Source organism: Pseudomonas sp. NPDC089392 (assembly GCF_044749595.1).
Classification (GTDB): domain Bacteria; phylum Pseudomonadota; class Gammaproteobacteria; order Pseudomonadales; family Pseudomonadaceae; genus Aquipseudomonas.
The window spans coordinates 12,787-36,859 of record NZ_JBIVIF010000057.1; the positions used below are offsets into that span (position 1 = coordinate 12,787).

Annotated in this window: 21 protein-coding genes; 8 read left to right on the top strand and 13 right to left on the bottom strand. The window is 62.5% G+C overall.

Annotation, left to right across the window (positions count from 1 at the left end):
• The first annotated feature begins 65 nt into the window (after positions 1-65).
• Positions 66-971, top strand: a complete 906-nt coding sequence (locus ACIP1G_RS29075; RefSeq protein ID WP_400743420.1) for a LysR substrate-binding domain-containing protein — start codon at positions 66-68, stop codon at positions 969-971.
• A 131-nt stretch (positions 972-1,102) separates the two neighbouring features.
• Here the strand turns inward: ACIP1G_RS29075 and ACIP1G_RS29080 are convergent, their stop codons facing one another.
• Entirely contained in the window at positions 1,103-1,297 is a 195-nt protein-coding gene (locus ACIP1G_RS29080) for a hypothetical protein (RefSeq protein WP_400743423.1), read from the bottom strand.
• Between the two features lie 779 nt (positions 1,298-2,076).
• Here ACIP1G_RS29080 and ACIP1G_RS29085 point away from each other — a divergent pair.
• Positions 2,077-3,120 carry an alpha/beta fold hydrolase gene (locus ACIP1G_RS29085; RefSeq protein WP_400743425.1) on the top strand — a complete coding sequence of 348 codons (1,044 nt, stop codon included), beginning with the start codon at positions 2,077-2,079 and terminating at the stop codon, positions 3,118-3,120.
• A 294-nt stretch (positions 3,121-3,414) separates the two neighbouring features.
• A complete protein-coding gene (locus tag ACIP1G_RS29090; RefSeq protein WP_400743428.1) occupies positions 3,415-3,600 on the top strand; it encodes a hypothetical protein in 186 nt (61 codons plus the stop codon).
• A 407-nt stretch (positions 3,601-4,007) separates the two neighbouring features.
• Here ACIP1G_RS29090 and salA read toward each other — a convergent pair whose 3' ends face one another.
• Both salA and ACIP1G_RS29100 read right to left on the bottom strand, forming a co-directional pair.
• Entirely contained in the window at positions 4,008-5,291 is a 1,284-nt protein-coding gene (gene salA, locus ACIP1G_RS29095; protein WP_400743431.1) for a salicylate 1-monooxygenase, read from the bottom strand.
• Positions 5,292-5,403: 112 nt separating this feature from the next.
• Entirely contained in the window at positions 5,404-6,741 is a 1,338-nt protein-coding gene (locus ACIP1G_RS29100; protein ID WP_400743434.1) for an MFS transporter, read from the bottom strand.
• Positions 6,742-6,973: 232 nt separating this feature from the next.
• Between ACIP1G_RS29100 and ACIP1G_RS29105 the strand changes: the two genes are divergently transcribed.
• Positions 6,974-7,882, top strand: a complete 909-nt coding sequence (locus ACIP1G_RS29105; protein ID WP_400743437.1) for a LysR family transcriptional regulator — start codon at positions 6,974-6,976, stop codon at positions 7,880-7,882.
• Here ACIP1G_RS29105 and ACIP1G_RS29110 read toward each other — a convergent pair.
• The gene (locus ACIP1G_RS29110; protein ID WP_400743440.1) at positions 7,842-8,567 is read right to left on the bottom strand and encodes a FadR/GntR family transcriptional regulator; all 726 of its coding nucleotides are present in this window, start codon (positions 8,565-8,567) and stop codon (positions 7,842-7,844) included. The genes ACIP1G_RS29105 and ACIP1G_RS29110 overlap by 41 nt on opposite strands.
• Positions 8,568-8,663: 96 nt before the next feature.
• Between ACIP1G_RS29110 and ACIP1G_RS29115 the strand changes: the two genes are divergently transcribed.
• Complete coding sequence (locus ACIP1G_RS29115) at positions 8,664-9,410, top strand: FadR/GntR family transcriptional regulator (RefSeq protein ID WP_400743443.1); 747 nt, start codon at positions 8,664-8,666, stop codon at positions 9,408-9,410.
• Here ACIP1G_RS29115 and ACIP1G_RS29120 read toward each other — a convergent pair.
• From ACIP1G_RS29120 to ACIP1G_RS29155, 8 genes are all read right to left on the bottom strand, one after another.
• Positions 9,407-11,215 carry a glycosyl hydrolase family 28 protein gene (locus tag ACIP1G_RS29120; protein ID WP_400743446.1) on the bottom strand — a complete coding sequence of 603 codons (1,809 nt, stop codon included), beginning with the start codon at positions 11,213-11,215 and terminating at the stop codon, positions 9,407-9,409. The two genes, ACIP1G_RS29115 and ACIP1G_RS29120, sit on opposite strands and share 4 nt — an antisense overlap.
• 28 nt (positions 11,216-11,243) lie before the next feature.
• Positions 11,244-12,020, bottom strand: coding sequence for an ABC transporter ATP-binding protein (locus ACIP1G_RS29125; protein ID WP_400743449.1), 777 nt, complete (start codon positions 12,018-12,020; stop codon positions 11,244-11,246).
• A gap of 11 nt (positions 12,021-12,031) precedes the next feature.
• Positions 12,032-12,871 carry an ABC transporter ATP-binding protein gene (locus ACIP1G_RS29130; protein WP_400743452.1) on the bottom strand — a complete coding sequence of 280 codons (840 nt, stop codon included), beginning with the start codon at positions 12,869-12,871 and terminating at the stop codon, positions 12,032-12,034.
• Between the two features lie 11 nt (positions 12,872-12,882).
• Positions 12,883-13,797: an ABC transporter permease gene (locus ACIP1G_RS29135; protein WP_400743454.1), complete on the bottom strand. Its 915-nt coding sequence runs from the start codon at positions 13,795-13,797 to the stop codon at positions 12,883-12,885.
• 60 nt (positions 13,798-13,857) lie between these two features.
• On the bottom strand, positions 13,858-15,468 hold the full coding sequence (locus tag ACIP1G_RS29140) for an ABC transporter substrate-binding protein (protein WP_400743457.1): 1,611 nt from the start codon (positions 15,466-15,468) through the stop codon (positions 13,858-13,860).
• 127 nt (positions 15,469-15,595) lie between these two features.
• The gene (locus tag ACIP1G_RS29145; RefSeq protein WP_400743460.1) at positions 15,596-16,633 is read right to left on the bottom strand and encodes an ABC transporter permease; all 1,038 of its coding nucleotides are present in this window, start codon (positions 16,631-16,633) and stop codon (positions 15,596-15,598) included.
• Positions 16,634-16,677: 44 nt separating this feature from the next.
• Complete coding sequence (locus tag ACIP1G_RS29150; protein WP_400743463.1) at positions 16,678-18,288, bottom strand: ABC transporter substrate-binding protein; 1,611 nt, start codon at positions 18,286-18,288, stop codon at positions 16,678-16,680.
• A gap of 69 nt (positions 18,289-18,357) precedes the next feature.
• Positions 18,358-19,512 carry a mandelate racemase family protein gene (locus ACIP1G_RS29155; protein ID WP_400743465.1) on the bottom strand — a complete coding sequence of 385 codons (1,155 nt, stop codon included), beginning with the start codon at positions 19,510-19,512 and terminating at the stop codon, positions 18,358-18,360.
• A 347-nt stretch (positions 19,513-19,859) separates the two neighbouring features.
• Between ACIP1G_RS29155 and ACIP1G_RS29160 the strand changes: the two genes are divergently transcribed.
• The 3 genes from ACIP1G_RS29160 (at position 19,860) to ACIP1G_RS29170 (ending at position 22,395) form a co-directional block, all read left to right on the top strand.
• On the top strand, positions 19,860-20,585 hold the full coding sequence (locus tag ACIP1G_RS29160) for an oligogalacturonate-specific porin KdgM family protein (RefSeq protein ID WP_400743468.1): 726 nt from the start codon (positions 19,860-19,862) through the stop codon (positions 20,583-20,585).
• A gap of 71 nt (positions 20,586-20,656) precedes the next feature.
• Positions 20,657-21,475 (top strand): NAD-dependent epimerase/dehydratase family protein, encoded by an 819-nt coding sequence (locus tag ACIP1G_RS29165; protein ID WP_400743471.1) that lies wholly within the window; start codon positions 20,657-20,659, stop codon positions 21,473-21,475.
• A 26-nt stretch (positions 21,476-21,501) separates the two neighbouring features.
• Positions 21,502-22,395, top strand: a complete 894-nt coding sequence (locus ACIP1G_RS29170) for an SMP-30/gluconolactonase/LRE family protein (RefSeq protein WP_400743474.1) — start codon at positions 21,502-21,504, stop codon at positions 22,393-22,395.
• 67 nt (positions 22,396-22,462) lie between these two features.
• On the opposite strand, the gene ACIP1G_RS29175 is transcribed toward ACIP1G_RS29170, so the two are convergent.
• Positions 22,463-23,617, bottom strand: coding sequence for an MFS transporter (locus ACIP1G_RS29175; RefSeq protein ID WP_400743481.1), 1,155 nt, complete (start codon positions 23,615-23,617; stop codon positions 22,463-22,465).
• Between the last annotated feature and the right edge of the window lie 456 nt (positions 23,618-24,073).

A 24,073-nucleotide genomic window follows, 5' to 3' on the forward strand; every position in this document is an offset into this window, starting at 1 on the left:
GCTAATCAAAGTGCGGCGCTTGTGTTGAAATGCCATATTGCAAAAACTGCAACGAGGAGCAGGCAATGGCATTGGACATGCTGCGGGAAATCCAGGCGTTCGTCAGTGTGGCGCACAAGCGCAGCTTCGTCGCTGCCGCCCGCGCCCTGGGGCGCTCACCCAGCGCGGTAACCCGTGCAGTACAAACCTTGGAGGATAACGCCGGGAGCAAGCTGCTAAACCGCAACGCCAACGCCGTGACCCTGACCGAAGCTGGCGAGCGCCTGCTGCCGCATGCCGAGCGCTTGCTGGATGTGCAACGTGATGCCGCCGACGAACTGGCCGCGCTCAGTGGCAGTGCACAAGGCTGGATCCGCTTCGCCGTGCCGCAGCTGCTCGGTGAACATGTGCTGCCCCAGGTGCTCGCCGAATTTTCTCGCTGCCACCCGCAAGTGACACTGGACGTGCAGTACAGCGACGAAGCCCTCGACCCGCTGCAAGGCAAGTTCGATTTCGTGGTACGGGGTGCTTTCCCGCAATCGAGCGAGCTGATCGGTTACCCGCTGTGGGCTTACCAGCGCCACCTGTATGCGAGCCCGGCGTACCTGGCCCTGGCCGGCACGCCACAGCACCCGGAAGACCTGGACGGGCATACACTGATCCTGCACACGGCGCCGCGCATCCTCAAAGCCTGGCACTTCTGCCGCGACGGCCAGATCACCAGCTTGCGCCCCAGGCCCGGGCTGCGCCTGAACTCAGGCGATGCGGTGTACCACAGCACCTTGGCCGGTGCCGGCATTGCGCGCCTGGCCGCCTGGGTCGGTGAAGCGCAGGTCAAGGCCGGGCGGCTGGTGCGGGTGTGCCCGCAGTACCGCCTGACTTCCAGCAGTGGCCAAGACCCGCAGATGCATGCCGTGTACCCTGCCGGCGAGCTACCGGTGCGGGTGCGCGACTTGCTGGCTGCCCTGCGCCGCGCCGGCCTGGCCCACTGAAAAAGGCGGGCAAAACGACTGTTCAAAATATACTCAATTTAACAGAGCCCGCCGCCAGCGTGGCCTACAGCACTTTATCCACAGACCTACCCACGTTTTTTGTGGACAGTTTTCCTAACGTAAAGAATGACTTATCGTACTTGCAGCAATGCCGAATTGGCCAGCCTGACCAACTCGATCCACTCCAGCGTACTGATCTCGCCCGCTTGCTCTAGCGCTTCGGCACCGCACAGTGCCTGGTGGTAATCCTGCTCATCAAGCGTGCCTTCAGCGAGAAAACGGCTACGCCACTCCAGCATGGCTGCAGTGCCTTTCTTGCATTCCATTAATGTTTCGACTCCAAGGCAACAAGACCGTCCGAATGAACGGCGGCAGGAGCTACACGAGGCTTTTGCACTTGAGAATGATTTGCACCTACCGCTTGTCCAGCAGTGCAAACTGGGAGAATACTGGCCATTTGGTCAGGGATTGGGCCCGCCAGTTGAAGTAGACGGGCCGCGCAGGAACACGCAGTTGAAATCAGCTTGGCGGAATGGTGCCAAGAATACCAATCAGAATGGTCAACAGCAGAAAACCACCCAGGAACAGCGCGAGCTTGCCCATCGGAACCTCTACAGTGTGATGCGGGAATGGGCACATTGTCCGGCTTGGGCTGATACGGTTACAGATTCAGGTTTGTGGAAAAAAAGCGGATCAGATGGCAGACATGTATTCATTATGGGAGCGAGCTTGGCCCGCGAACTCGGGCAAAGCCCGTGCCATACACCGCGCTAGATTCTTCGCGGGCAAGCCCACGCCCACATGTACTGCACAAGCTTTGCGCTCAAGCGGTGTGCGTAGGAGCGGCTTTAGCCGCGAACACCGGCAACGCCGGTGCCATGCACCGCGTTGGCTTCTTCGCGGGGCAAGCCCGCTCCTACACCTACCGCGCAAGCTTCCGGCTCAGGCGTCACCGCCGCCCGCTGTTTGTATCTTCATGTGTACAAATTGAGACGTGATACACAAGAACGCTTGCCGCAGGCCGATCGGACACAACCGCGATACAGCCGTCATCTTTACTGGCACCCACCAACCCGCACCGATGGTTTTGCCAAGGAGATGCCCAATGTCTGCCAGCTACCCGACCACCACCCTGCCACGCCGTTTCAGCCATACGCTGATTGCCTGTGCCCTGCTGCCGCTTGGCCTGATGGCTGCGAACATCGCCACCGCCGCAGCACAGCAGCCCCAGCCAGCCGCTGCAGTGGCGGATGACTTCGGCCCGCTGAAACACATAAATGCTGGTGTGCTCGATGTGGCCTACGTAGAACAAGGCCCGGCCGACGGCCCAGTGGTGATCCTGCTGCATGGCTGGCCGTATGACATTCACAGCTTCGAAGCAGTAGCCCCTGCCCTGGCGGCAAAAGGCTACCGGGTGCTGGTGCCCTACGTACGCGGCTACGGCCAGACCCGCTTCCTGTCCGCAGCAACCCCACGCAACGCCCAGCCCACCGCCTTGGCCAGCGATGTCATTGCGTTCATGGATGCCTTGCATATACAGCACGCCGTGCTCGCTGGCTTTGACTGGGGCGCACGCACCGCCGATATCGTCTCGGCACTGTGGCCTGAGCGGGTCAAGGCGCTGGTGTCGGTCAGCGGCTACCTGATCAGCAGCCAGGAAGCGGCCAAGGCCCCGCTGCCGCCCAGCGCCGAACTGCAATGGTGGTACCAGTACTATTTCGCCACACCGCGTGGCCAGGCTGGCTACGAGCAAAACCGCCATGCCTTCGCCAAGCTGATCTGGCAAACCGCCTCGCCCAAGTGGGCCTTTGACGACGCTACCTTCGAGCGCAGTGCCCAGGCCCTGGACAACCCGGACCAGGTGGCGATTACCGTGCACAACTACCGCTGGCGACTGGGCCTGGCCCAGGGTGAAACGCGCTACGACTCACTGGAGGCTAAGTTGGCCAAGTTCCCTCCCATCGCAGTACCCACCATCACGCTGGAGGGCGACGCCAACGGTGCGCCGCACCCGCCAGCAGAAGCCTATGCGCAGCGCTTTACCGGCAAGTACGAGTACCGGTTGATCAGCGGTGGCATCGGCCACAACCTGCCACAGGAAGCGCCACAGGCGTTTGCCCAGGCGGTGGTGGATGCGGACCACTTGTAGTTTGCGGGGCGGCAATTGCTACATAAGTTTTCGAAAAGCACGGCAGGTTCTGCACTGAATCCAGTTGAGGGCCTGCCTTGCCGAAAACCGATTGTGGCCAATTATCATGCGGGGTTGAGCAGGGGTTGCACGACATGACTTGAAACGCGCCCTGTAGGATCTTTTACCGAGCAGCGTAGGAAGAGTCGAGACTGAGGCATTTACCTGTATGAAACATCAGTTTCTCCGGTAAATTCGAGCTGCTACGGTCCACTTTTCCTACAACGGCACGGAAGCCCACATCGTGAGAAAGGCATGGACCCGTTCAATAACTCGGCCCTGAAGCTGCAGAAAAATTTGCTTAACCTGCGGGTTGAGCGTGATCGCCTGAGAAGTGAGGGCAAGGACAAGGAAGCGGACCAGCTGGCGGGGCCGATTGCCAGGCTGGAGGCGGCGCTTCGGCAGTTGCCGGATGGTATGCAGCCGGTGACCTTGCAGTGAGGGATGATCGGCGGTGCATGGCACCGGTCTGAAGCCATGCACGGTTCCTGTGGGAGATCGCCCAGCCCTGTGGGTTGCGCTGTCGCGTAGAGAACTCAGTTCGCAAGCGGTCCGCATACCCTGTGGGCTTTAGCCGCGAAGAATCCAACGCGGTGCATGGCACCGGCTGCGCCGGTGTTCGCGGCTAAAGCCGCTCCCACAGTGTCCCAGCTAATTCAATTAGTTATGTGCAGTTCTATGAGAGCGGGCGCGCCCGCGAAACAGGCGACGCAGGGGATGGCACCGGCTTTGCAGGTGTTCACGGGCTCGCCCGCTCCCACAGGTACTGTGCTGGCTTGGGGCTCACGCTGTACTTGTAGGAGCGGCTTTAGCCGCGAACACCGGCGCAGCCGGTGCCGGCCACTCAATCAGGCCGCCTGCACCTGCAACCCCAACAGCTGCCTTGCCTGCCTCAGGTCATCCTGCAAATCATGGTTCCACAGCCAGTCAAAGCGCTCACCCAGCACCTTGCCCAGCAACTGCAGATCATCCAGCACAGCCGGGTCACGAAACTCATACAGTTCCCCCGCTTCCCACGAGGTGCGCTGCACCCGGCACGCACGCGGCCGCCGCACTGCGTCATACGCCTCAAGTACCGCTTGCGGACGACGGCCAATCACGCCCGGGTCCGCCAACAACCGCGCCAGCAACCAGGCATCTTCCAGCCCCTGCCCGGCCCCCGCGCCCTGATGCGGCAGCATGGCGTGAGCCGCATCACCGATCAACCCGACACGACCGTGCACATACCCCGGCAACTCGGCAAGATCGTGCAGCGCCCACAATGAAGGCATTGCAATGCATTCCAGCAGCACTTGCGCCGCCTCACCCCAGCCCTCGAAAGCCTTCAGCATCTCGCCCTGAGTTGCCTGACGCACCCAAGGCGCATCGCTCGGCCATGTCGGGCTCGCTTGACTGCGATCAGACACAAACGCGACCACATTGATCAACCGCCCCTGTTTGACCGGGAAGGTCAGGATATGCCCGTCGAGCCCAAGGTACATCTGCGGCACATCGATCAGATGCTCACCCATACCACGCGCCCAGTAGGCTTCGCGCAACTGCTCGCTGTCGATCAGCCCACGGTAGGCGCAAGTGCCACTGAAACGAGGCGCCACCCGCGGTACGCCCAGGCCGTCGAGCACGTGGTCACGGATGGCGGACTTGATACCGTCGGCACCTATCAGCAAGTCACAGTGATGTTCCGTACCATCGGTGAAGCACACACGCACGCGCTCCCCCACCTGCTCAACCCGCTGCGCACGCTTACCGAACTGGGCGATGCCCGCCGGCAACTGGCTGGCCAGCGCATCGAGAAAGTCGGCACGATGCACCGATGACTGCCCCACCCCCTCTGCCACGCTGCTGCCCAGATACCGCGCATCACGCCCATCGCGCCATTCAAACCACACGTCCTGCCACGGCGCCGGCGTGCTGTCGGCAATCCTGGCGTAGGGTTCAGCAATACCCAACCCGGCAATGGCGCGCACAGCGTTGGCGCCAAAAGACACACCCGCGCCCACTTCGCCAAATGCTGCGGCCGATTCGAACAGTTGAACGTTCAGGTGTGCATGGCGGCAAAGATCAAGCGCAAGTGCCACACCTGCTATACCACCACCAATAATGGAAACTTCAAGCGCAGTCGCGTTATGCATTGCAAGGTACCTCGGGGGCTGATTGTTATTGGAATGCACCGATGATTACTGCTGGCAGGCCATTGATAAATATCGTGAAAACCATAAACCCCATCACCAGCCTGAATACCCTTCAGCTGGCAGTGTGCTGAACGCCGCGAATAGTCTTCGCGGCGACCTGACGACGGATGAACAGCGCAATGGCGACTGCGCCAATGGCGCCCGGAATGGCAAACGCCAGGAAGCTGCTTTGATAAGGCAAGTTCGCGCCATGCAGCACCCCGCCCAACACCGGCCCGACAATCGCACCCAGGCGCCCTATGCCCATCGCCCAGCCAAGGCCGGTGGAGCGGATATGCGGCGGGTAGTACTGCACTGCGCAGGCATTGGCCAGGATCTGCGTGCCGATGGTAGAAGCACCCGCCACCGCGATAAGCAGGTACAGCACCGCCACAGGCGCTTTCAGCGCAAGCAGGCTGAGCGATAACGCACCGCAGGCGAAAAAGCCCAGCAACACCTTGGCGATACCAATCCGGTCGCCCAGCCAGCCACCCGCAATTGCCCCGATGATCGCGCCCGAGTTGAGAACCAGCAGAAATGCCAGGCTTGAATTCAGCCCATATCCCGCACTGCTCATCAACTTGGGCAGCCACGAACTCAGCGCATAGACCATCAACAGGCAACAGAAGAACGCCGCCCACAACGTCAGCGTGTTGAGCGCCCGCCCTTCACTGAATATTTCCCGGATCGAAACTTTCGCCCCTCGCGCCGAGGCCAGGCTGAGTTGGTCATCGTTTTCGGGCACATAGGTAGAGGTTGCCTGGGCCAGCAAAACCTTGGCGCGTTCGGCCTGACCGCTGCGCAACAGAAAGTCCATGGATTCCGGCAACTGGCCGATCAGCAACGGCAGCAACAACAACGGAATCAGCGCTACGTAGAACACCGCCTGCCACCCCCACTGCGGAATGAACAGCATGCCCAACCCGGCCGACAACATGCCGCCCAGCGAGTAGCCACTGAACATGATCGCCACCAAGGTACTGCGCAACTTGCCGGGTGCGTACTCGTTCATCAGCGCGACCACATTCGGCATGACGCCACCGATACCCAGCCCGGCAACAAACCGGCATATTGCGAAGGTTTCTGGCGAGGTAGCCAGCCCATTCAGCGCAGTGACCCCGCTGAACAACAGCACACACGTCATGATGGTCTTGCGCCGCCCTATGCGGTCCGACAGCGAACCGAAGAACAGCGCCCCCACCATCATCCCGACCAGCGCGCAGCTGCCCAGGGCACCTGCCTGTAGCGCACTGAGGTTCCACTCGGCCATCAGCGAAGGCAGCACCACGCCGTAGATGACCAGGTCATAGCCGTCGAAGATGATGATCAGCGCACACCAGAACAGTACACGCGCGTGAAAGGCATTGAACCGGGCCCCGTCCAGCAGGGCCGCTGCATTGATGTTTCGCATGGCATCGCTCGTTCTTGTAGTTGTCATGGGGCATGCCCCTGTTGGCTAGCGCGAACCATGATGACCAAGGCGAAAGTTGGCTGACAGGCAGCCAGTCGAATACCGGCTATTTCAGGCATGAATAATGGTTATGCATACCCGCTGAGTCTTGTTTGGTGTACCGTTCAGCCAGGACGCTGTTTTAACTCGATAACAATTCCTGACGCGTCTTCATTCATACCCGAGAGGTATCATGGAACTGCGCGACCTCGACTTGAACCTGCTGCTGGTTTTCAACCAGCTATTGATCGACCGCAAAGTCTCGACCGCTGCCGAACACCTGGACCTGACCCAACCGGCGATGAGCAATGCCCTGAAGCGCCTGCGCACCGTGCTGCAGGACGAACTGTTCGTACGCACTTACCAGGGCATGGAACCCACCCCCTACGCACTGCAATTGGCTGAACCGATAGCCACGGCCATTCAAACGCTGCGCGACGCACTCGGCAGGCAGGACACCTTCGACCCGACCACCAGAAGCCGCCGCTTCACCATGGCCATGACCGACATCGGCGAGATCTATTTCATGCCCAAGCTGATGGACGCCCTTGCCGCACAGGCACCCGGCTGCACCATCAGCACGTTGCGCAACTCGACAGACACCCTCGCCGAAGGCCTGCAGAACGGCACCATCGACCTGGCGGTTGGCCTGTTGCCGCATTTGCAGGCGGGGTTCTTTCAGCGGCGGCTGTTTCACCATCGGTATGTGTGCCTGTGCCGCAACGGTCACCCCGCCACGCAACAGCCACTGAGCGTGGAGAAGTTCATGAGCTTCGATCATGTAAACGTGGTGGCGGCCAATACCGGTCATGGCGAAGTCGACACGTATTACGCACGGGCGGGGGTGGTGCGCAACATTCGCCTGGAAGTGCCGCATTTTGTGGCAGTGGGGCATATCTTGCAGCGTACTGACTTGCTGGCCACGGTGCCGGAGCGGTTTGCAGCCAGTTGCCAAGTGCCGTTCGGTTTGAGCATTTTGCCGCCGCCGGTCGCGTTGCCGAACATCGAGATCAACCTGTTCTGGCATGGGCGCTACAACAAGGACCCGGCTAACCGCTGGCTCAGGCAGTTGATGTTTGACTTGTTCTCGGACGCTCACTGACTGCGCCCTGGGCACGCGACAGGCAATTGACCAGATGCAGCCGCATGGCCGCGCGCGCGGCACCCACATCCCGGTGTGCAATCGCGGCGTGCACCTGCTCGCGCTCCCGGGCCTCCAGCGCCCGCTGCTCGGCGCTACCCTCGGCCATTGCCTGCTGTGCGGCAGCCTGCAAGGTATGGCCAAGATGGGTCATGGTGTCGATGAAAAAACTGTTGCCGGTGCACTGGGCAATCTGCAGGTGGAACTCGAAGTCGCTACGCAGGCAAGGCGCCTGTGTATCAGCGCTTTCATCCAGCGCCGCACGCAGGGCAGCCAGTTGCTCGCGGGTGGCGCGCTGGGCAGCGATGGCCGCCGCCTCGACCTCCAGGCATAGCCGCAGTTCGATGATCGCGACCGCGTTATAGGCAGCGCTCATGCCTGGGCTGGCGCTCTGGAAGTCGCCTGCCGGAATGGCGTCGACCACAAAGGTGCCGATACCACGACGGGTCTCGACCAGGCCCTCGGCCTGCAGCCGCGACATGGCTTCGCGAACCACTGTACGGCTGACGCCACGCGCCTTGGTCACGGCTTCTTCGGTGGGCAGCTTGCTCCCTGCCGGCAACGCCCCCGAGAGAATCTGCTGCGACAGGTCATGCACCAGTTGCTGGGCAAGATTCAGGCGTTTATCAGGGGTGGCGGATGCCATTGAATGATCCCGTTCAAAGCGGAAGAGCCAGGAGTATACCCGCAGCCTCAGGCCAAAACGCATTATACTGGCCGCTGTTCACACAAGAGCAGCGCAATGACGGACCAGACCGCCAGCACCCCTCAACCGCCCCGCCGCCTGGCCGAAGCACTGGTCGAGCGCTTCGCCCAGCGTATGCGCGAGGGCACCCTCAAGCGCGGCGACAAGCTGCCCACCGAAGCCAGGCTGATCGAAACCGAGGGCGTCAGCCGTTCGGTGGTACGCGAGGCGCTTTCGCGCATGCAGGCTGCCGGCCTGGTCGAGACCCACCACGGTGTCGGCACCTTCGTGCTGGACATGCCGGCGCCAGAGAGCTTCAACGTGGGCCCGGCAACCATCAGGCTGCTGTCCGATGTGCTCGACCTGCTGGAATTTCGCCTCAGCCTTGAGGTGCAAGCCGCAGGCATGGCTGCCGAACGGGCCACGCCACAGGCGCTGGAAGAGCTGCACCAAGCGCTGGAGGCGCTGATGCAAGGCCCGGAAAAATCCGGCAGCACGACCAACGCCGATTTCCAGTTCCACCTGAAAATTGCCAAGGCCGCGGACAACCAGTACCTGATCGACATCATGAAGCACCTGGGTACCAAGATGATCCCGCGCACCCGCATGAACTCCGCCTACACCGGGCAAAGCAACCGCAGCACCTACCTGGCCGGGATCAACGCCGAACACCAGCAGATCTTCGACGCCATCGCCAGCCGCCAGGTCGAGGCTGCGCGTGCGGCCATGTACCTGCACCTGAGCAATAGCCGCATGCGCCTGCGTGAGGCGCAGCAGCTGCAGGCGTTCTACAGCGAAGCTTAATGATGCGGCGCAGGGTCCACATTGGTGTAGGCCAGCCCTTGGCTGCCCTGCACTTGCCAGGGGTTGGCACCGCCGATGTGGCTGAAGCGCAGCGCGTCGAAGCGTGAATCCTTCAAGCCATCGATCTTCACCGGGGCCGGCCCGCTGAAGCGTACCCGCTCGAACACCAGGCCCTGATGATAAGCGCCATGCTGGCTATCACCCTTGACCTCGATGGCGGCGCTGCCGGCGTTTTCCACGCTCACGTCGCTGACCGTGATATCGCGGAACTGCCCCGCTACCGTCGAGCGCTGGTAATCGAGCTTGGCGTTCGGGTCGTTGTAATCCAGGGTGAAGATGAACGCCTGCTTGACGGTGTTGCGAATGGCCGAATCACGGAAGGTCACGTGGCGTGCGCCACCGCCCATGAAGTTGGTGCTTTTCATCCGCAGCCCGGCATCGGTGCCGTCCGAAACGTTGTCTTCGGCCAGGATGTTCTGGATCCACGCCCCGGTATGGCTGCCCGCCACAACCATGCCGTGGCCTTTGCGGAAGTAGTTGTTGAAGATCCAGGCATCTTCCTGGGCCGGCTGCCGGACCGCCTCGGCCCCGGTGCCGGCGGCGAAGTTGACGCAGTCATCGCCAGTGTCGAAGAAGTTATTGAACACCAGCGCACCGCGGCTGTTGGCAAACTCGATGCCGTCACCGTTGTTGGCGTCGTAGGTGCGGTGCGTGGTGTTGGCCAGCACCACGTTCTGCGTTTCCAGGTTCATGATGCCGTGGTAGGCCGGGTTGACCACCGTGAAGCCGCCATAGAACACGTTCTTCACATTGCGCAGGGTGATCAGCGATGAACGCATCTGGCCGTAGGCATCCTTGACGTTCATGCCCTCGGCCACCGCGCGCTCTACCTGGGCCTTGGCCAGCACCCCATCGTGCATGTAGCGGGTGTTGTCGCTGGGCAGATAGAACGGCAGGGCTTGCCCGCGCTCGTCGATCACGTCCGGGTTACGTTTCCAGCCATTGCCGTCGATGGTGCCCTTGCCAACGATACGGATGTTCTCGAAGGCCTGATGCGCACGTGGGTCCCGCGGCAAGGCGTTGATCAGCGAGGCCGGGCGCACGGTGGTGGAATACGGGTACTGGATGTACCCCGCGCGCGGGTAATCCTCGGCACGCTCGGAGCCCAGCAAGGTAGCGCCCTCGGCGATTTCCAGGGTCATGTTGCTTTTGAGGTAGAGCGCGCCACTCTTGTACGTGCCAGCAGGCAGCAACACCTTGCAACCCGGTGTGCAGGCATCGATGGCGCGCTGGATGGCCAGCGTATCGAGGGCCTTGCCATCGCCCTTGGCACCGTAGCGTTGCACGTCGAACAGCGACGGTACGGCCGTGGTGCGCTGTACCACCACGGGGCTGTCGGCCGACTCCTGGCCGTTGCGATCGACCGAGCGCACAGTGAAGCGGTACTCGGTATCGGGCTTGAGCCCTTGGGCAGTGAAGTTGTGAATAGCGATGCGGTGGTGGAAGTTGTGCAGGTCCTGCTGGTAGAACCGGTCGATGTAGGGTTTGGCCGGTGATACCTGATCGTTATTGGCGTTGCTGGCGCCCAGCAACGTGCCATTGGCGTACACGTGATAGTCGACGATATCGGCATGGGCGGCCGGCTTTTCCCACACCAGGATAATCTGCCGGTCATCGTAGGCCAGCGTCGGTACCTGGACCTTGGCTGGGGCTTCCACAGCCCACAGCGGTAGGCTGCAGCCCATGGCCAGGGCAGCCAGGGCAGCAGGCGCCCATGAAGCGGGCGCAGGGTTGGCGTTCGGCATGTGCTTGTCTTCCTTGTTAGTGCCGGGGTCAGGCCGGCATGGCCTGGGCGAAATCGGCGCTGAAGTCACGGCTGGCTTGCACCAGCATGCGGGTGTAGTCGTGGCTGGCCTGGTCCTGGCCCAGCGCCCGGCAGTCCAACTGCTCGACGATGCGCCCGTGCTGCATCACCGCGACCTTGTCGCAGAGGTGGCTGACCACACCCAGGTCATGGGTCACCATCAGGTAGGTGAGCTTCTCGCGCTGGCGCAAGTCCGACAGCAGGTTGAGAATTTCTGCCTGCACCGAGACATCGAGGGCCGAGGTGGGCTCATCCAGCAGCAGCACCCGTGGCTGCAGGATCAACGCCCGGGCGATGGCCACGCGCTGGCGCTGGCCACCGGACAACTGGTGCGGGTAGCGGTAGCGGTAGCTGTCGTTGAGGCCGACCTTGATCAGGATGTCGTGGATGCGGTCATTGCGCTCATCCATGCCGTGGATCACCAGCGGCTCGCGCAAGGCGGTGTCGATGGTATGGCGTGGGTGCAGCGAGCCATACGGGTCCTGGAAGACCATCTGCACCTTGCGGAAGTGCTCCTTGGGCAGCTTGTGCTGCAACGGCACGCCGTCGATGCTCAAGGCCCCGCTCCAGTGCCGGTACTGGCCGGCCAGGCAGCGCAATACCGTGGTCTTGCCGGAGCCGGACTCCCCGACCAGGCCGAACGACTCGCCATCTTCGACGCTCAGCTCGACATTGTGCAGGACCTGGTTGAGCGCGGCGCCAACGCCAAAGCTCAGGTTCAACGCGTGTGCTTGGATCATGGACATGGTCAGTTACCTCAGCAGGTGAGCCACAGCGGGTCGCGTTGCAACACGGGCAAGCGCGGGCGGCGGTTGTCCATGCTTGGCAAGGCGGCCAGCAAGCCTCGGGTATAGGGGTGTTCGGCACGGTGCAGGTCACAGGCCGCCAGCGACTCGACCACGCGCCCGGCGTACATCACCAGCACTCGGTCACAGTAATTGCGCACCAGGTTCAGGTCATGGCTGACGAAGATCAGCCCCATCTGCTGCTCCACCACCAGCTCTTCAAGCACGTTGAGCACCTGCTGGCGCACCGACACATCCAGCGCCGAAGTCGGCTCGTCGGCGATGATCACTTCCGGGTTGGTGATCACCATCATGGCGATCATGATGCGCTGGCCCATGCCGCCGCTGACCTCATGCGGGTACAGGTCGTAGACCCGCCGCGGGTCGCGGATGTGCACCTTGTCGAGCATCTGCAGCACCCGCTCGCGGGCTTCGCTGCGGCTGGCCTTGTGGTGCGCCAGGTACGCTTCGGCAATCTGCTCGCCCACCCGTACCACGGGGTTGAGCGAGTACTTGGGGTCTTGCATGATCATCGAGATGCGCTGGCCGCGAATGCCCTGCATGGCCTTTTCGCTGGCACTGAGCAGGTCGACATCGCCAAACTGCATGGCCTTTGCGGTGATCTGCGCGCTGGCCGGGTGCAGCTTGAGCAAGCTGCGGCCAACGGTGGATTTGCCCGAGCCGGACTCACCGACAATGGCGAGCTTTTCCCGGCCCAGGGTGAACGACACATCGCGCACCGCGTGCATGACTTTCTTGCCGTTGACGAACCGCACGTTGAGCGATTCGACATTGAGTTTGAGCGCTGACATAAAACCTCCGGTTACTCGCTACGTGGGTCGAGAATGTCCCGCAGGCCATCGCCCAGCAGGTTGAACGCCAGGCTCACCAGCATGATCGCCGCACCCGGTACCGCCACCAGCCACCAGCACTCGAGCATGTAGCGCCGGCCGGTGGAGATCATCGCCCCCCACTCCGGCAACGGTGCCTGTGCCCCCAGGCCGAGGAAGCCCAGCGCCGCCGCGGTAAGGATGATGCCGGCCATGTTCATGGTCAGGCGGATGATCACCGACGACATGCACATCGGCACGATGTGGCGCAGGATGATGCGCGTCGACGACGCCCCCTGCAGTTCGACGGCAACCACGAAGTCGGCCTTGCGCAGCGACAGCGTCTCGGCCCTGGCCAGGCGTGCGATTGGCGGCCACGAGGTCAAGGCAATGGCGACCACCGCATGCTCCAGGCCCGGGCCCAGTGCCGCAATGAACGCCAGCGCCAGCACCAGGCTGGGGAACGAAATGAAAATGTCGGTGACGCGCATGAACACGGTATCGACCATGCCGCCGAAATAGCCCGACACCGTGCCGATGAACAACCCGATCGGGCCGACGATGACCGTCACCAGGGCGATGATGTAAAGGGTGATGCGCGCGCCGTAGACCAGCCGGCTGAAGATGTCGCGGCCATATTCGTCGGTGCCGAACCAGTGCGCGGCACTGGGGGCCTGCAAGGCATTGGCGAGGTTCTGGACAACCGGGTCGTGGGTGGCGATCCACGGCGCGAACGCCGCCACCACGGCCAGCAGCAAGGCCACCAGCAAGCCCGCCAGGGTCATCGGGTTGCGCACCAGCAGGCGCAGCACCCGCAGGCTGCTTTTGCCAAGGGCCCCGAGGCTCGACGCGGGGGCGTCGGCCTGCCGCTTGGCGGTGGAATCGGAGGAAGAAATGTTGGCAATCATCGGCATGTTCTCGATGTGGAATCATGGCCACCAAGGGCGCCGGCAGGCGCCCGGTGGTACTCAACGTTGCTTGTAGACACCCAGGTAGCGGGTGGCCTCGGCGTCATCGCCGGTGAAGCCCTTGACGTCGACGGCGCTCACCGCGGTGTCGGTCATTTGCGAGATCATCATGATCGGCCCCACCTCCTGGTCGTACAGCTTCTGTGCCTGCTGATACATACCCAGGCGCTTGGCCGCATCACGCTCCACGCCAACCTGGTCGATCAGGCTGTTTAGCGGGGGACTGAAGAACGACGCACGCCAACCCTGGAAATTGGGCAGGCCAGCGGCGTCGCTGTTGTCGGGGTTGTAGGCGAAGGTACGCAGGCTGAAGTAAGGGTGCGGGTAGCGCTCGGCGCCGCGGGCCACGATCATTTCAAAGTTGCGCGCACGCATGGCGCCGTACACCTGGTTGCCGGTGCCGGTGACGATGTTCGCCTTGATGCCGCCCTCGGCCAGGGTCGACTGCATGCGCGCGGCAATGTCGATGAAGGGCGGTTCGGACAGCGTGCGGATAGTGGTGCTGAAACCTTGCGGGTAGCCCGCCTCGGCCAGCAGTGCCTTGGCCTTGGCAACATCCAGCTTGTAGCCGGGGTCGGGCAGCCGCGCCTCAAGGCCAAGCTGCATCGGTTGCTGGTTGAGCGTGCCGTAATGCGGCATCACCTGCTGATCCAGGCCCTGATAGTCGATCAGGTTGCGCACCGCTTCGCGGACTTTGCGGTTGGCAAATTCCGGTTGTTTCATGCTCATCGCCACGTAGTACATGGTGCCGCGCTGCAACGCCTGCACCTGAAGCTTGTCGGACTGCTCGATGGCCTTGATATCGGGCGCCGCCATGCCGTAGGCCATGTCCAGGTCGCCGCGTTCGAGCATCAGGCGCAGCGATTGCGACTCGGTCATGTGCCGCACCAGCACCCGCTTCATCTTGGCCGGGCCCGCCCAGTAACCGTCGAAGCGGGTCATCACCAGCGCATCGTTGGCGCTCCACTTGCTCAAGGTGAACGGGCCGCTGCCGGCTTCGTTGGTGACCAGCCAGGCCGCGCCCAGGTCACCGTTTTTCTCATGCTTGAGCACCTGCTGACGGTCGACCACCACCGCGCTGGGCGACACCGCCAGCGAGTCGATCACCAGCAGCGGGTCGGTGGGCTGCGGCAGGTCGACGACCAAGGTGTGGCTATCGCTGGCGCGGATCAGCCCCTGAATGTTCTCGACGCTGTAGCCGTAGGCCTTCCAGGTGGTGGCCAGGCCGTAGTTGAGCTTCATCACCCGGTACAGCGACCAGGCTACGTCTTCGGCAGTCAGGGGGTTGCCGGAATGAAAGCTGACGTCGTTGCGCAGGTAGAAGGTGATCTGCTTGCCGTCATCGCTGATCACCCAGCGCTCGGCCAGCTGCGGCAGGTGCTTGTCCGGGTTGCCCTGGTCGCGCTTGATAAGCGTGTCGTAGAGGTTGGCGTTGATGCCTGAGGCATCCAGGCCGGGCGCGTTGGCCGGGTCAATGGAGAACAGGTTGACCATGCTCATGCCGACGATCAACTGGTCGGCGGGGGTTTTGGCCTGTACCGCGGCCAGCGGGGCTAGCAGTAGCGCCGCGCCTAGCAGGGCCGTGCGCAGCGGCGGGAATACAGTCTTCATGGGGGGCATCCGTTTTTGTTGTTATTCAATTCGCTGTTTTGATCGGGGATTGCCGGGGCCGCTTCGCGCCCCATCGCGGCGCAAGGCCGCTCCCACAGGGGGCTGCGGCCCCGGCAATTTCGGATCTTCAACGGGTCCGTGGGTCGAACACCTTGTACAGGGCATCACTGATCAGGTTAAGCGCAACGAAGATCAGGCCAATGATCAGCACGCACCCCATCACCGCATTCATGTCACCAAGCATCAGGCTGCTGGTGAGGTACTGGCCGAAACCAGGCCAGGCAAACACCGTCTCGATCAGCACCGCCCCTTCGAGCAGCGAGCCATAGGCCAGGGCAACCACCGTGAGCAACTGCACAAGGATGTTGCGAAACGCGTGGTTCCACACCACCTGGCGCCGGGACAGGCCCTTGACTCGGGCAGTGATGATGTATTCCTGAGACAGCTGTTCGAGCATGAAGCTGCGGGTCATGCGGCTGATGTAGGCCACCGAGTTGAGCCCCAGGATCAGCGCAGGCAGGACGATATGGCGCAATGCGCTGGTAAAGGCCTCCCAGTCACGCGCCAGTGCCGTGTCGATCAGCAGCAGGCCGGTGACCTCGTCGACCATGCCGTCATAGGCCAGGTCGATGCGCCCTGCGCCACCCGCCCAGCCCAGCCAGGCGTAAAACACCAGCAAGCCCATCATGCCGACCCAGAAAATCGGCGTGGAATAGCCGAACAGGGTGATGACCCGCGCCACATGGTCACCGACCCGCCCCTGGTTGCTGGCAGCGACCACGCCCAGCGGCAGGCCTATCAGGACGCCGAACAGGATCGCCAGCGTCGCCAGTTCGATGGTGGCCGGGAACACCCGCTTGATGTCTTCGAGTACCGGGTGGCCGGTGAGCAGCGCGTTGCCGAAATCACCGTGCAGCAAGTCGTTGAGGTACAGCCCGAACTGGGCCCAGATCGGCTTGTCCAGGCCCATCGCCCGGTACACCTGGTCGTAGGTGGAGCTGTCGGCATCCGGGCCGACCACCGCCAGGACCGGGTCGAGCGGCATCACCCGGCCGATGAAGAATGTCAGCGCCAGCAGGCCGAGCAGGGTCACCAGGACCGTGCCGGCCCGGCGGGCGGTGCCCGTTACACGGGGGCCGAATACAGAGGCAGTCGAAGCAAACATAACAAGCTCCTGAAAAAGCATTCACCAATCACTGAGGGGCGGCCTCAACGCGACTTGTAGACGTCTTTGTAACGGGTGGTGGCCGCGGTATGGCCCTGGTAGTCCTGCACATCGTGGTAGAGCACCACGGTGTCGGTCATTTGCGACACGGGCAGGATCGCCCCCACCTGCTGGTCCAGGGTTTGCTGGATTTGCTGGTACTGCGCCAGTTGCTGCGCCTTGTCTGGTTCGACCTCGGCCTGCTCGATCAGGCTGTTCAGCTCGGGGCTGTAGAACGAGGTACGCCAGCCCTGGAAGTTGCTCAGCTTGGCTTCGTCGCGGTTGTCCGGGTTGTACACCAGGGTGCGCAGGCTCGAATGCGGGTGCCGCTCGGCACCACCACCGCCGCGCCCGACCAGGATGTCGAAGCTGCGGTCACGCATGGCGCCATAGATCTGGTTGCCTGTGCCGGTGACGATGGTGGCCTGGATACCGGCCTGGGCCAGGGTCGACTGCAAGCTGGAAGCGATGTTGATGAACGGCGGTTCGGTGAGTACGCGGATGGTGGTCTTGAAACCGTCTGGGTAGCCGGCTTCGGCCAACAGCTGCTTCGCTTCGGCCACGTTCAGGGCATAACCCGGGTCGTCCAGCCGCGCGGCCAGCCCCAGCGGCAGCGGGCGTTGATTGAGCTGGCCATAGTGCGGCATCACCGTCTGGTTGATGCCTTGATAGTCGATCAGCGAGCGCACTGCCCGGCGCACCCGCACATCATCGAACGGTTTGTGCTTCACGCTCAGGGCCACGTAGTAGAGCGTGCCGCGCTGCACGGTCTGGGTGCGAACGTTGTCAGACTTCTCCAGCGCCTCGATATCCGGCGCGGACATGCCTTTGGCCAGGTCCAGGTCGCCACGCTCGACCATCAGCCGCAATGACTGCGACTCGGTCATGTTGCGCATGACGATGCGCTTGAGCTTGGCCGGGCCGCCCCAGTAACCGTCGAAACGGTTCATCAGGATGACATCGTTGGCGCGCCACTCCTTGAGGGCGAACGGGCCGCTGCCGGCAGCGTGGGTGGTCAGCCAGGCAGCGCCCAGGTCATTGCCCTTCTGGTGCTGCTGCACCACCTTGCGGTCGAGAATGAATGCGCTGGGCGAGGTGGCCAGGGTATTGAGCACCAGCAGCGGATCGGTTGGCCGTGGCAGCTCGACCACGAAGGTGTGTTCATCGACGGCGCGCATGTGCTGGCCGACATTGCCTGCGGTAAAGCCGTAGGCCTTCCAGGTCGAGGCCAGCGCCAGGTTGAGCTTGAGTACGCGCTGCAACGACCAGGCGACGTCTTCGGCGCCCAGCGGGTTGCCGGACTGGAAGGTGACGCCCTTGCGCAGCTGGAACGTGAGGGTCTTGCGGTCATCACTGACCTGCCAGCTTTCTGCCAGGGCCGGCAGCAACTGGTCGGGCTGGCGTGCGTCCTGCACCAGCAGCATGTCGTAGAGGTTGGCATTGACCTCGGACACATCCAGCCCGGTGGCCGCCGCCGGGTCGAGGGACAGCAGGTTGATCATGCTCATGCCGACGATCAACTGGTCGGCCGGGGTTTTCGCGATAGCGGCAGGTACCGAGGTCAGCGCCAGCGACGCGGCAAAGACCCCCGCCCAGAGTGTGGGGAGAACGCTCATGTGAGATCGCCTTCTTATAGTTATTCGACGCTCGGGCGGCACGCAGCGAAGCGTGCCGCCATGTACGTATCAGAAGCTCTGCAGCGTGTTGGTCTCGACGTAGTTGAAGTCGATGTCCTCACCCAGGCCAGGCAGGTCGGACAGGTGCACGAAACCGTCTGCGTCCATCGGGTCGACCAGGCGCTTGAGGTAGGCCGGTACTTCGTCGTAGTCGAGGAACGGGTGCAGCAGGCCACGTTCGTACCAGGTGCAGTTCTTGATCGCCCCCACCACCGCCAGGTTGGCCGCGCCGTTGCCATGGATCTCGCAATCCATGCCGAACGCCTCGGCCATGTGCGCGACCTTCAGGCACGGGGCGATGCCACCGACCCCGGCCACCCCGGCACGGAGGATGTCGCAGACATCGTTCTTCACCCAGCTGGCCCGGCTCAGGTGCTTGCCGCCAAGGCTTTCCGGGCCGAGCACGGGGATGTCCAGCTGGCTGGACAACCAGGCGTAGGACTCTGCGGAGTCTTCCATCATCGGCTCTTCGAACCAGGCGAAATCGAGCTTTTCCAGGGCACGGCCAATGGTCAGGGCCTCGGTACGGCTGTACCAGTGGTAGCCGTCGATCATCAGCGCGATGTCCGGGCCGACGGCCTCGCGTACGGCGGCGCAGGCCTTGATGTCCATGGCAACGCTGGGCGCGAACGACACCGGTGGCATCCAGGTGTGCAGCTTGATGGCCTTGTAGCCACGCTGGACCAGGGTTTCGGCGAAGCGGCCGTACTCTTCGGGGGTGGACAGGCCACCCGGCAGTTCATCACCGCACATGGTCGAACCGTATGCCGGCACCTTGTCGCGGTAGCCGCCGATCAGCTTGTGTACCGGCAGGTTCAGCTTGCGCCCGGCCCAGTCCCACAGCGCCTGCTCGACCAGCGCCAGGGCGCGATCGGTCAGCTGGCTGGCGCTGCCGCGCTGCCAGTGCGCCAGGTCGTGCCAGATTTTTTCCCGGTCGAACGCGTTGGCACCCACCAGCACCTTGCGCACGAAACCGTCCAGTACATACGGGCGAATGAGTTCGGGTGCCCCCAGTGCATAGCCTTCATTGCCGCACTCGGTGCGGATGCGCAGCAGGGCCATTCTGGCCTGGGTCACGTCTCCTGGGTGGGCGTGGCCGGCGCTGTCGACAGCGCGGCGCGTGGGGTAGGAAAACACCTGGACGTTAACAGCGGTAATGATCATGGACGTCTGAGCCTTCTTATTGGATTTGTGGCGGGTGAGTCACGCTCTGGAGGTCATCCTACGTCATCATACAACTTTTGGAAAGCACCTCTTTTCAGCGGCGTGAAACCGATAAAACACCCACTCCGCCCGCTTCGATATCACCCACATCAACCTATACACACATGCGAAACAGGCTAAATAGAGCCATCATGCAAAGTGATCAGACAACTTTTCAAGAAATCGTGGACAGCCCCAAGGTCGTACGATAACTTATTTGAAAAATCACGGAGCATCCCACCCGCCCAGCCGACCCAGCCGCTCACCCGCCTCATCACGTCCTCGACAAAAACAAGAAAAGAGATCGCATGAACATCACACTTCGCCGCCTTATCGCCGTCAGTACGCTCGGCCTGTCGTTCTACGCCTGCGCAGACTCAGCCAGCATCAACTATCGGCACTCGTATACCGAAGACGACAGCAACCACTCCGACCGGATAAAGCTGAGTTACCGCAAGGACAGCGGCCTGGGTTTTGCCGCCGAGATGAAATACAAGACGGCCGGTGATCGCGAAGACGTCGCTTACGACAACATGGTCAACAACGGCCATGAATTCACCGTGGATTACAACTACAAGGCCAGCCCACGGTCGACCTGGACCCCCGCCTTCCAGATCGACAGCTCCAAGGACGCCACCACCTACAAGTTCGGCCTGAAGTACAACTACAAGATCAACGACACCTGGTACGTCGCCACTCGGGTGCGCCACGACGCGCGCAGCCTGGACCGCGACCAGGTCGACCACAGCAAGCCCGACCGTGCCAAGGACGACCAGAACACCACCCGCCTGGAAGGTTGGCTCGGCTATACACCCAGCGGCCCTTGGGCATACGAGTACCAGTACATCCACTTCACCACCGACTACATCCGCTACGACAACAAGAAGCGCGACTACGAGCAGAACCTGATCATCAAGTACAAGCTCAACAAACAATGGGCACCTTTCATGGAGGTTGGCGATATCAAGGTCAACGCCTACACGGACGATCGCCAGGCCCGTTGGCGCCTGGGTATCCAGTACAACTTCATGTAAGGGCAGCTATCGCCCCTGCCGGTGTCGTCGCAGCCAAAACCCTCATGCAGCTTCAGTAAAAGGCCCCAACCATGACCACCTCCCCTAGCAAACCTTTCAACCGCCTGCTGCTCACCGGTGCCGCCGGCGGGCTGGGACACGTGCTTCGCCAAGCACTGCACGTACACGCCAACGTCGTGCGCGCATCGGACATCAGCCCCATGCCCGCTGCCGCTGGCGCCCATGAAGAAGTCATCACCTGCGACCTGGCCGACAAGGCCGGCGTACTGGCATTGGCCAAGGAGGTGGATGCCATCGTGCACCTGGGCGGCATTTCCACCGAACGCGCCTTTGAAGAGATTCTGCAAGCAAACATCGTCGGCACCTTCCATATCTACGAAGCCGCCCGCAAGCACGGGATCAAACGCGTGGTGTTTGCCAGCTCCAACCATGTCACCGGTTTCTACCCGCAGGGCGAGCAAGTGGATGCGCAGGCACCGCGCCGGCCGGACTGCTACTACGGGCTGTCGAAGGCCTATGGTGAAGACCTCGCCACCTTCTACTTCCACCGCTACGGCATCGAGACCGTGAGCCTGCGCATCGGCTCGTCATTCCCCGAGCCGCGCAATATGCGCATGTTGTCTACCTGGCTGAGCTACGCCGACCTGGCACACCTGGTGGAGCGTGCACTGCTGGCCGAAAACGTTGGCCATACCGTGGTGTATGGCGTGTCGGCCAACCGCGACCTGTGGTGGGACAACCGCCACGCCGCCCACCTGGACTTCAACCCGAAAGACAGCTCCGAGCGCTTCCGTGCGGCCCTGGAGCAGCAGCCAAAGCCTGCGGCAAATGACCCGACCGCCCACCTGCAAGGCGGCGCCTTCACCGCAGCCGGCCCTTTTGGCGACTGAGGTCTGATGCAATGCGCGATGTTTCCATGACAGCCGAACTGATTTGCGACGCACGCAACACCACCGGGGAAAGCCCCGTCTGGCACCCGCAGGAAAATGCCTTGTACTGGGTGGATATTCCGGCAGGCCGGCTGCACCGCTGGCAACTGGACGGCCAGACCCGCCACTGGAGCGCCGACGAAATGCTCGGCTGCATTGTCCGCAGCCAGCAGGGCCATTGGCTGGGCGCACAGCAGAGCGGAATCTTCCAGCTCACCCCCCAGGCCGACGGGCGCCTGCTGGCCGACAAGCGTGCCAGCGTCGCGCACGCCAGGCCCGGCATGCGCTTCAATGACGGGCGCTGCGACCGCCAGGGGCGCTTCTGGGCCAGCACCATGCAGCCCAGCATGGGCGCCGACCCGGTGGGTGCGCTGTACCGCTACGACCCGATAACGGGCGGGCCGGTAGCGCCGCTGCAAGCGCGGCTGGACAAGCTGCTCGTGCCCAACGGCATGGCGTTCAGCCCGGACGGCAAGACTATGTATGTTTCCGACTCGCACCCCAGCGTGCAGCTGATCTGGGCCTTCGACTACGACATCGACAGCGGCACACCGCACAACCGCCGGGTGTTCGTCGACATGAACCAGCACCCCGGCCGCCCGGACGGGGCGGCGGTGGATGCCGAGGGCTGCTACTGGATCTGCGCCATCGATGCCGGCCAGGTGCTGCGTTTTACCCCCGAGGGGAAACTGGACAGGGCCTTGGCACTGCCAGTGAAGAAACCAACCATGTGCGCCTTCGGCGGCGCGCAACTGGATACGCTGTTCGTGACGTCGATTCGGCCACAGGGTATCGACCTTGGCGACCAGCCATTGGCCGGTGGTGTGTTCGCGTTGAACCCTGGGGTGAAAGGCTTGCCGGAGCCCATTGCTGGCGCCTGAAGTTCAGGCTCAAGCATGGGCCGGCAAATGGCTTGTACCGGAGGATGCTGTCAGGCCAAGGTAATGCTCAACAAGCAACCTTGCCGCGCATCCTCCGGCTGCCCGCGCCCAGGCAAGTAATCGCAAAGGCAAGCACCAACGCCCCCGTCCCCAGCAGGAAGATCAGCTGCTGGTCAGACCCCTCCACCATCATGGCAATCAGTGCTGGCGTTACTGCGGCAGCGCCCATCAAGGTGATGCTGACCAAAGGCGTGAGCTTGCCCGTCGGGTCGTTGGTGGTGATCAACGCCATGTAGTACGACAACGACAGCACCCAGCCAAAGTTGATCAACAACAACGCCACGAACAACTGCATCGGCGTGCGGGTGTGGCCGGTAAGCATGGCGATGGAAATGAACACTGCCACCAGGCCCACGGCAATCATCAACTGACGATTGACCCGTGCACCCAACAAACTCGGCAGCCCGGCACCTGGCAAACCACCAATCGCCGACAGGCCGAACGCCCAGCCGATATCGACACCATCGATACCCTGGTCGCGCGCCAACTGGTCGATGAAACCCCACACGCAATAGATGGCGACCTGCATGAACAGCATGCCCACCAGCGCCGTACGCCCGGTACGCGCCGAACCACCCTGGGCGGGTGAGCCCTCGCCACTGGCCAACGCAACCGCAGGGCGACGCGGCAGCACCAGGCTGGCACCGCAGATCAGCAGGTACCACAGGCCAAACGCGCACAAGGCGGTCACCGTGCCACTCTGCGCGGCGAGCAATGGCAACGCTGCGGAAAACAGCGAGTACTCCGGCGTTTGCAGCAACAGCATCAGCCCGAACGAACGGTCCTGGTTGGGCATGCGGCCCAACGTCGACACTGCATAGGCATACACCAGCCCCGCACAGGTGCCGGCCGCCAGGCGCACCATCAACAACATCGTGTTGGTGTTGGCAAACGCCGTTGCGACGCTCAGCGCCACGCACAGAGCACCCACGAACAGGCACAGGCTGCGCCCACCGTGACGCTTCATCAGCACCGGGCACAACAAGGTGCCCAGGGTCATGCCGATCATCTCGACCGACACCACCCAGCCCTGTTGGTCGAGTGACAGGTTCAGTTGCTCGGTGACCAAGCCCATGAAGATGGGTTGCACGCCACAGACAATGAAGGAAGTACAGGCAATGAAAATCAGCGCGGCACGCAGCAGCTTGGAATCATGGGTCATGTAGGGACTCCGACACGGCATTTGTTTTTTATTCTGTGTGTGATGACCGGCCCAGGAAGGCGCCGCAGCAGGCGGCGTGGCTGGCCTCGTGGGCAATCCTGGGCCGAGATTGGAGGGTTTGAAAGTTAATTATCGGAATCGGGTTCAGTGGTTTTTTTAATGCTGGGGTTCGTTTGGGGGGGGGGTGAGGGCTGACAGGTGATTGGCTTGGGTTTTGGGGTGGAGCTGATATCGAGCGCCGGCCGCGCGGCGCTTCGCCAATTTCCACCCGCCGTTCACCGTCGCAGCCACCACCGTATTCGCGGGTAAACCCGCTCCTACATGGGTCGGTGGTGTACACACATCGGTGGTTTGGCACCGCCCGTTGTAGGAGCGGGTTCACCCGCGAATGGGCCGGGCCTGCCGGCCAATTTCCACCGGCCATTCACCGTCGCAGCCACCACCGTATTCGCGGGT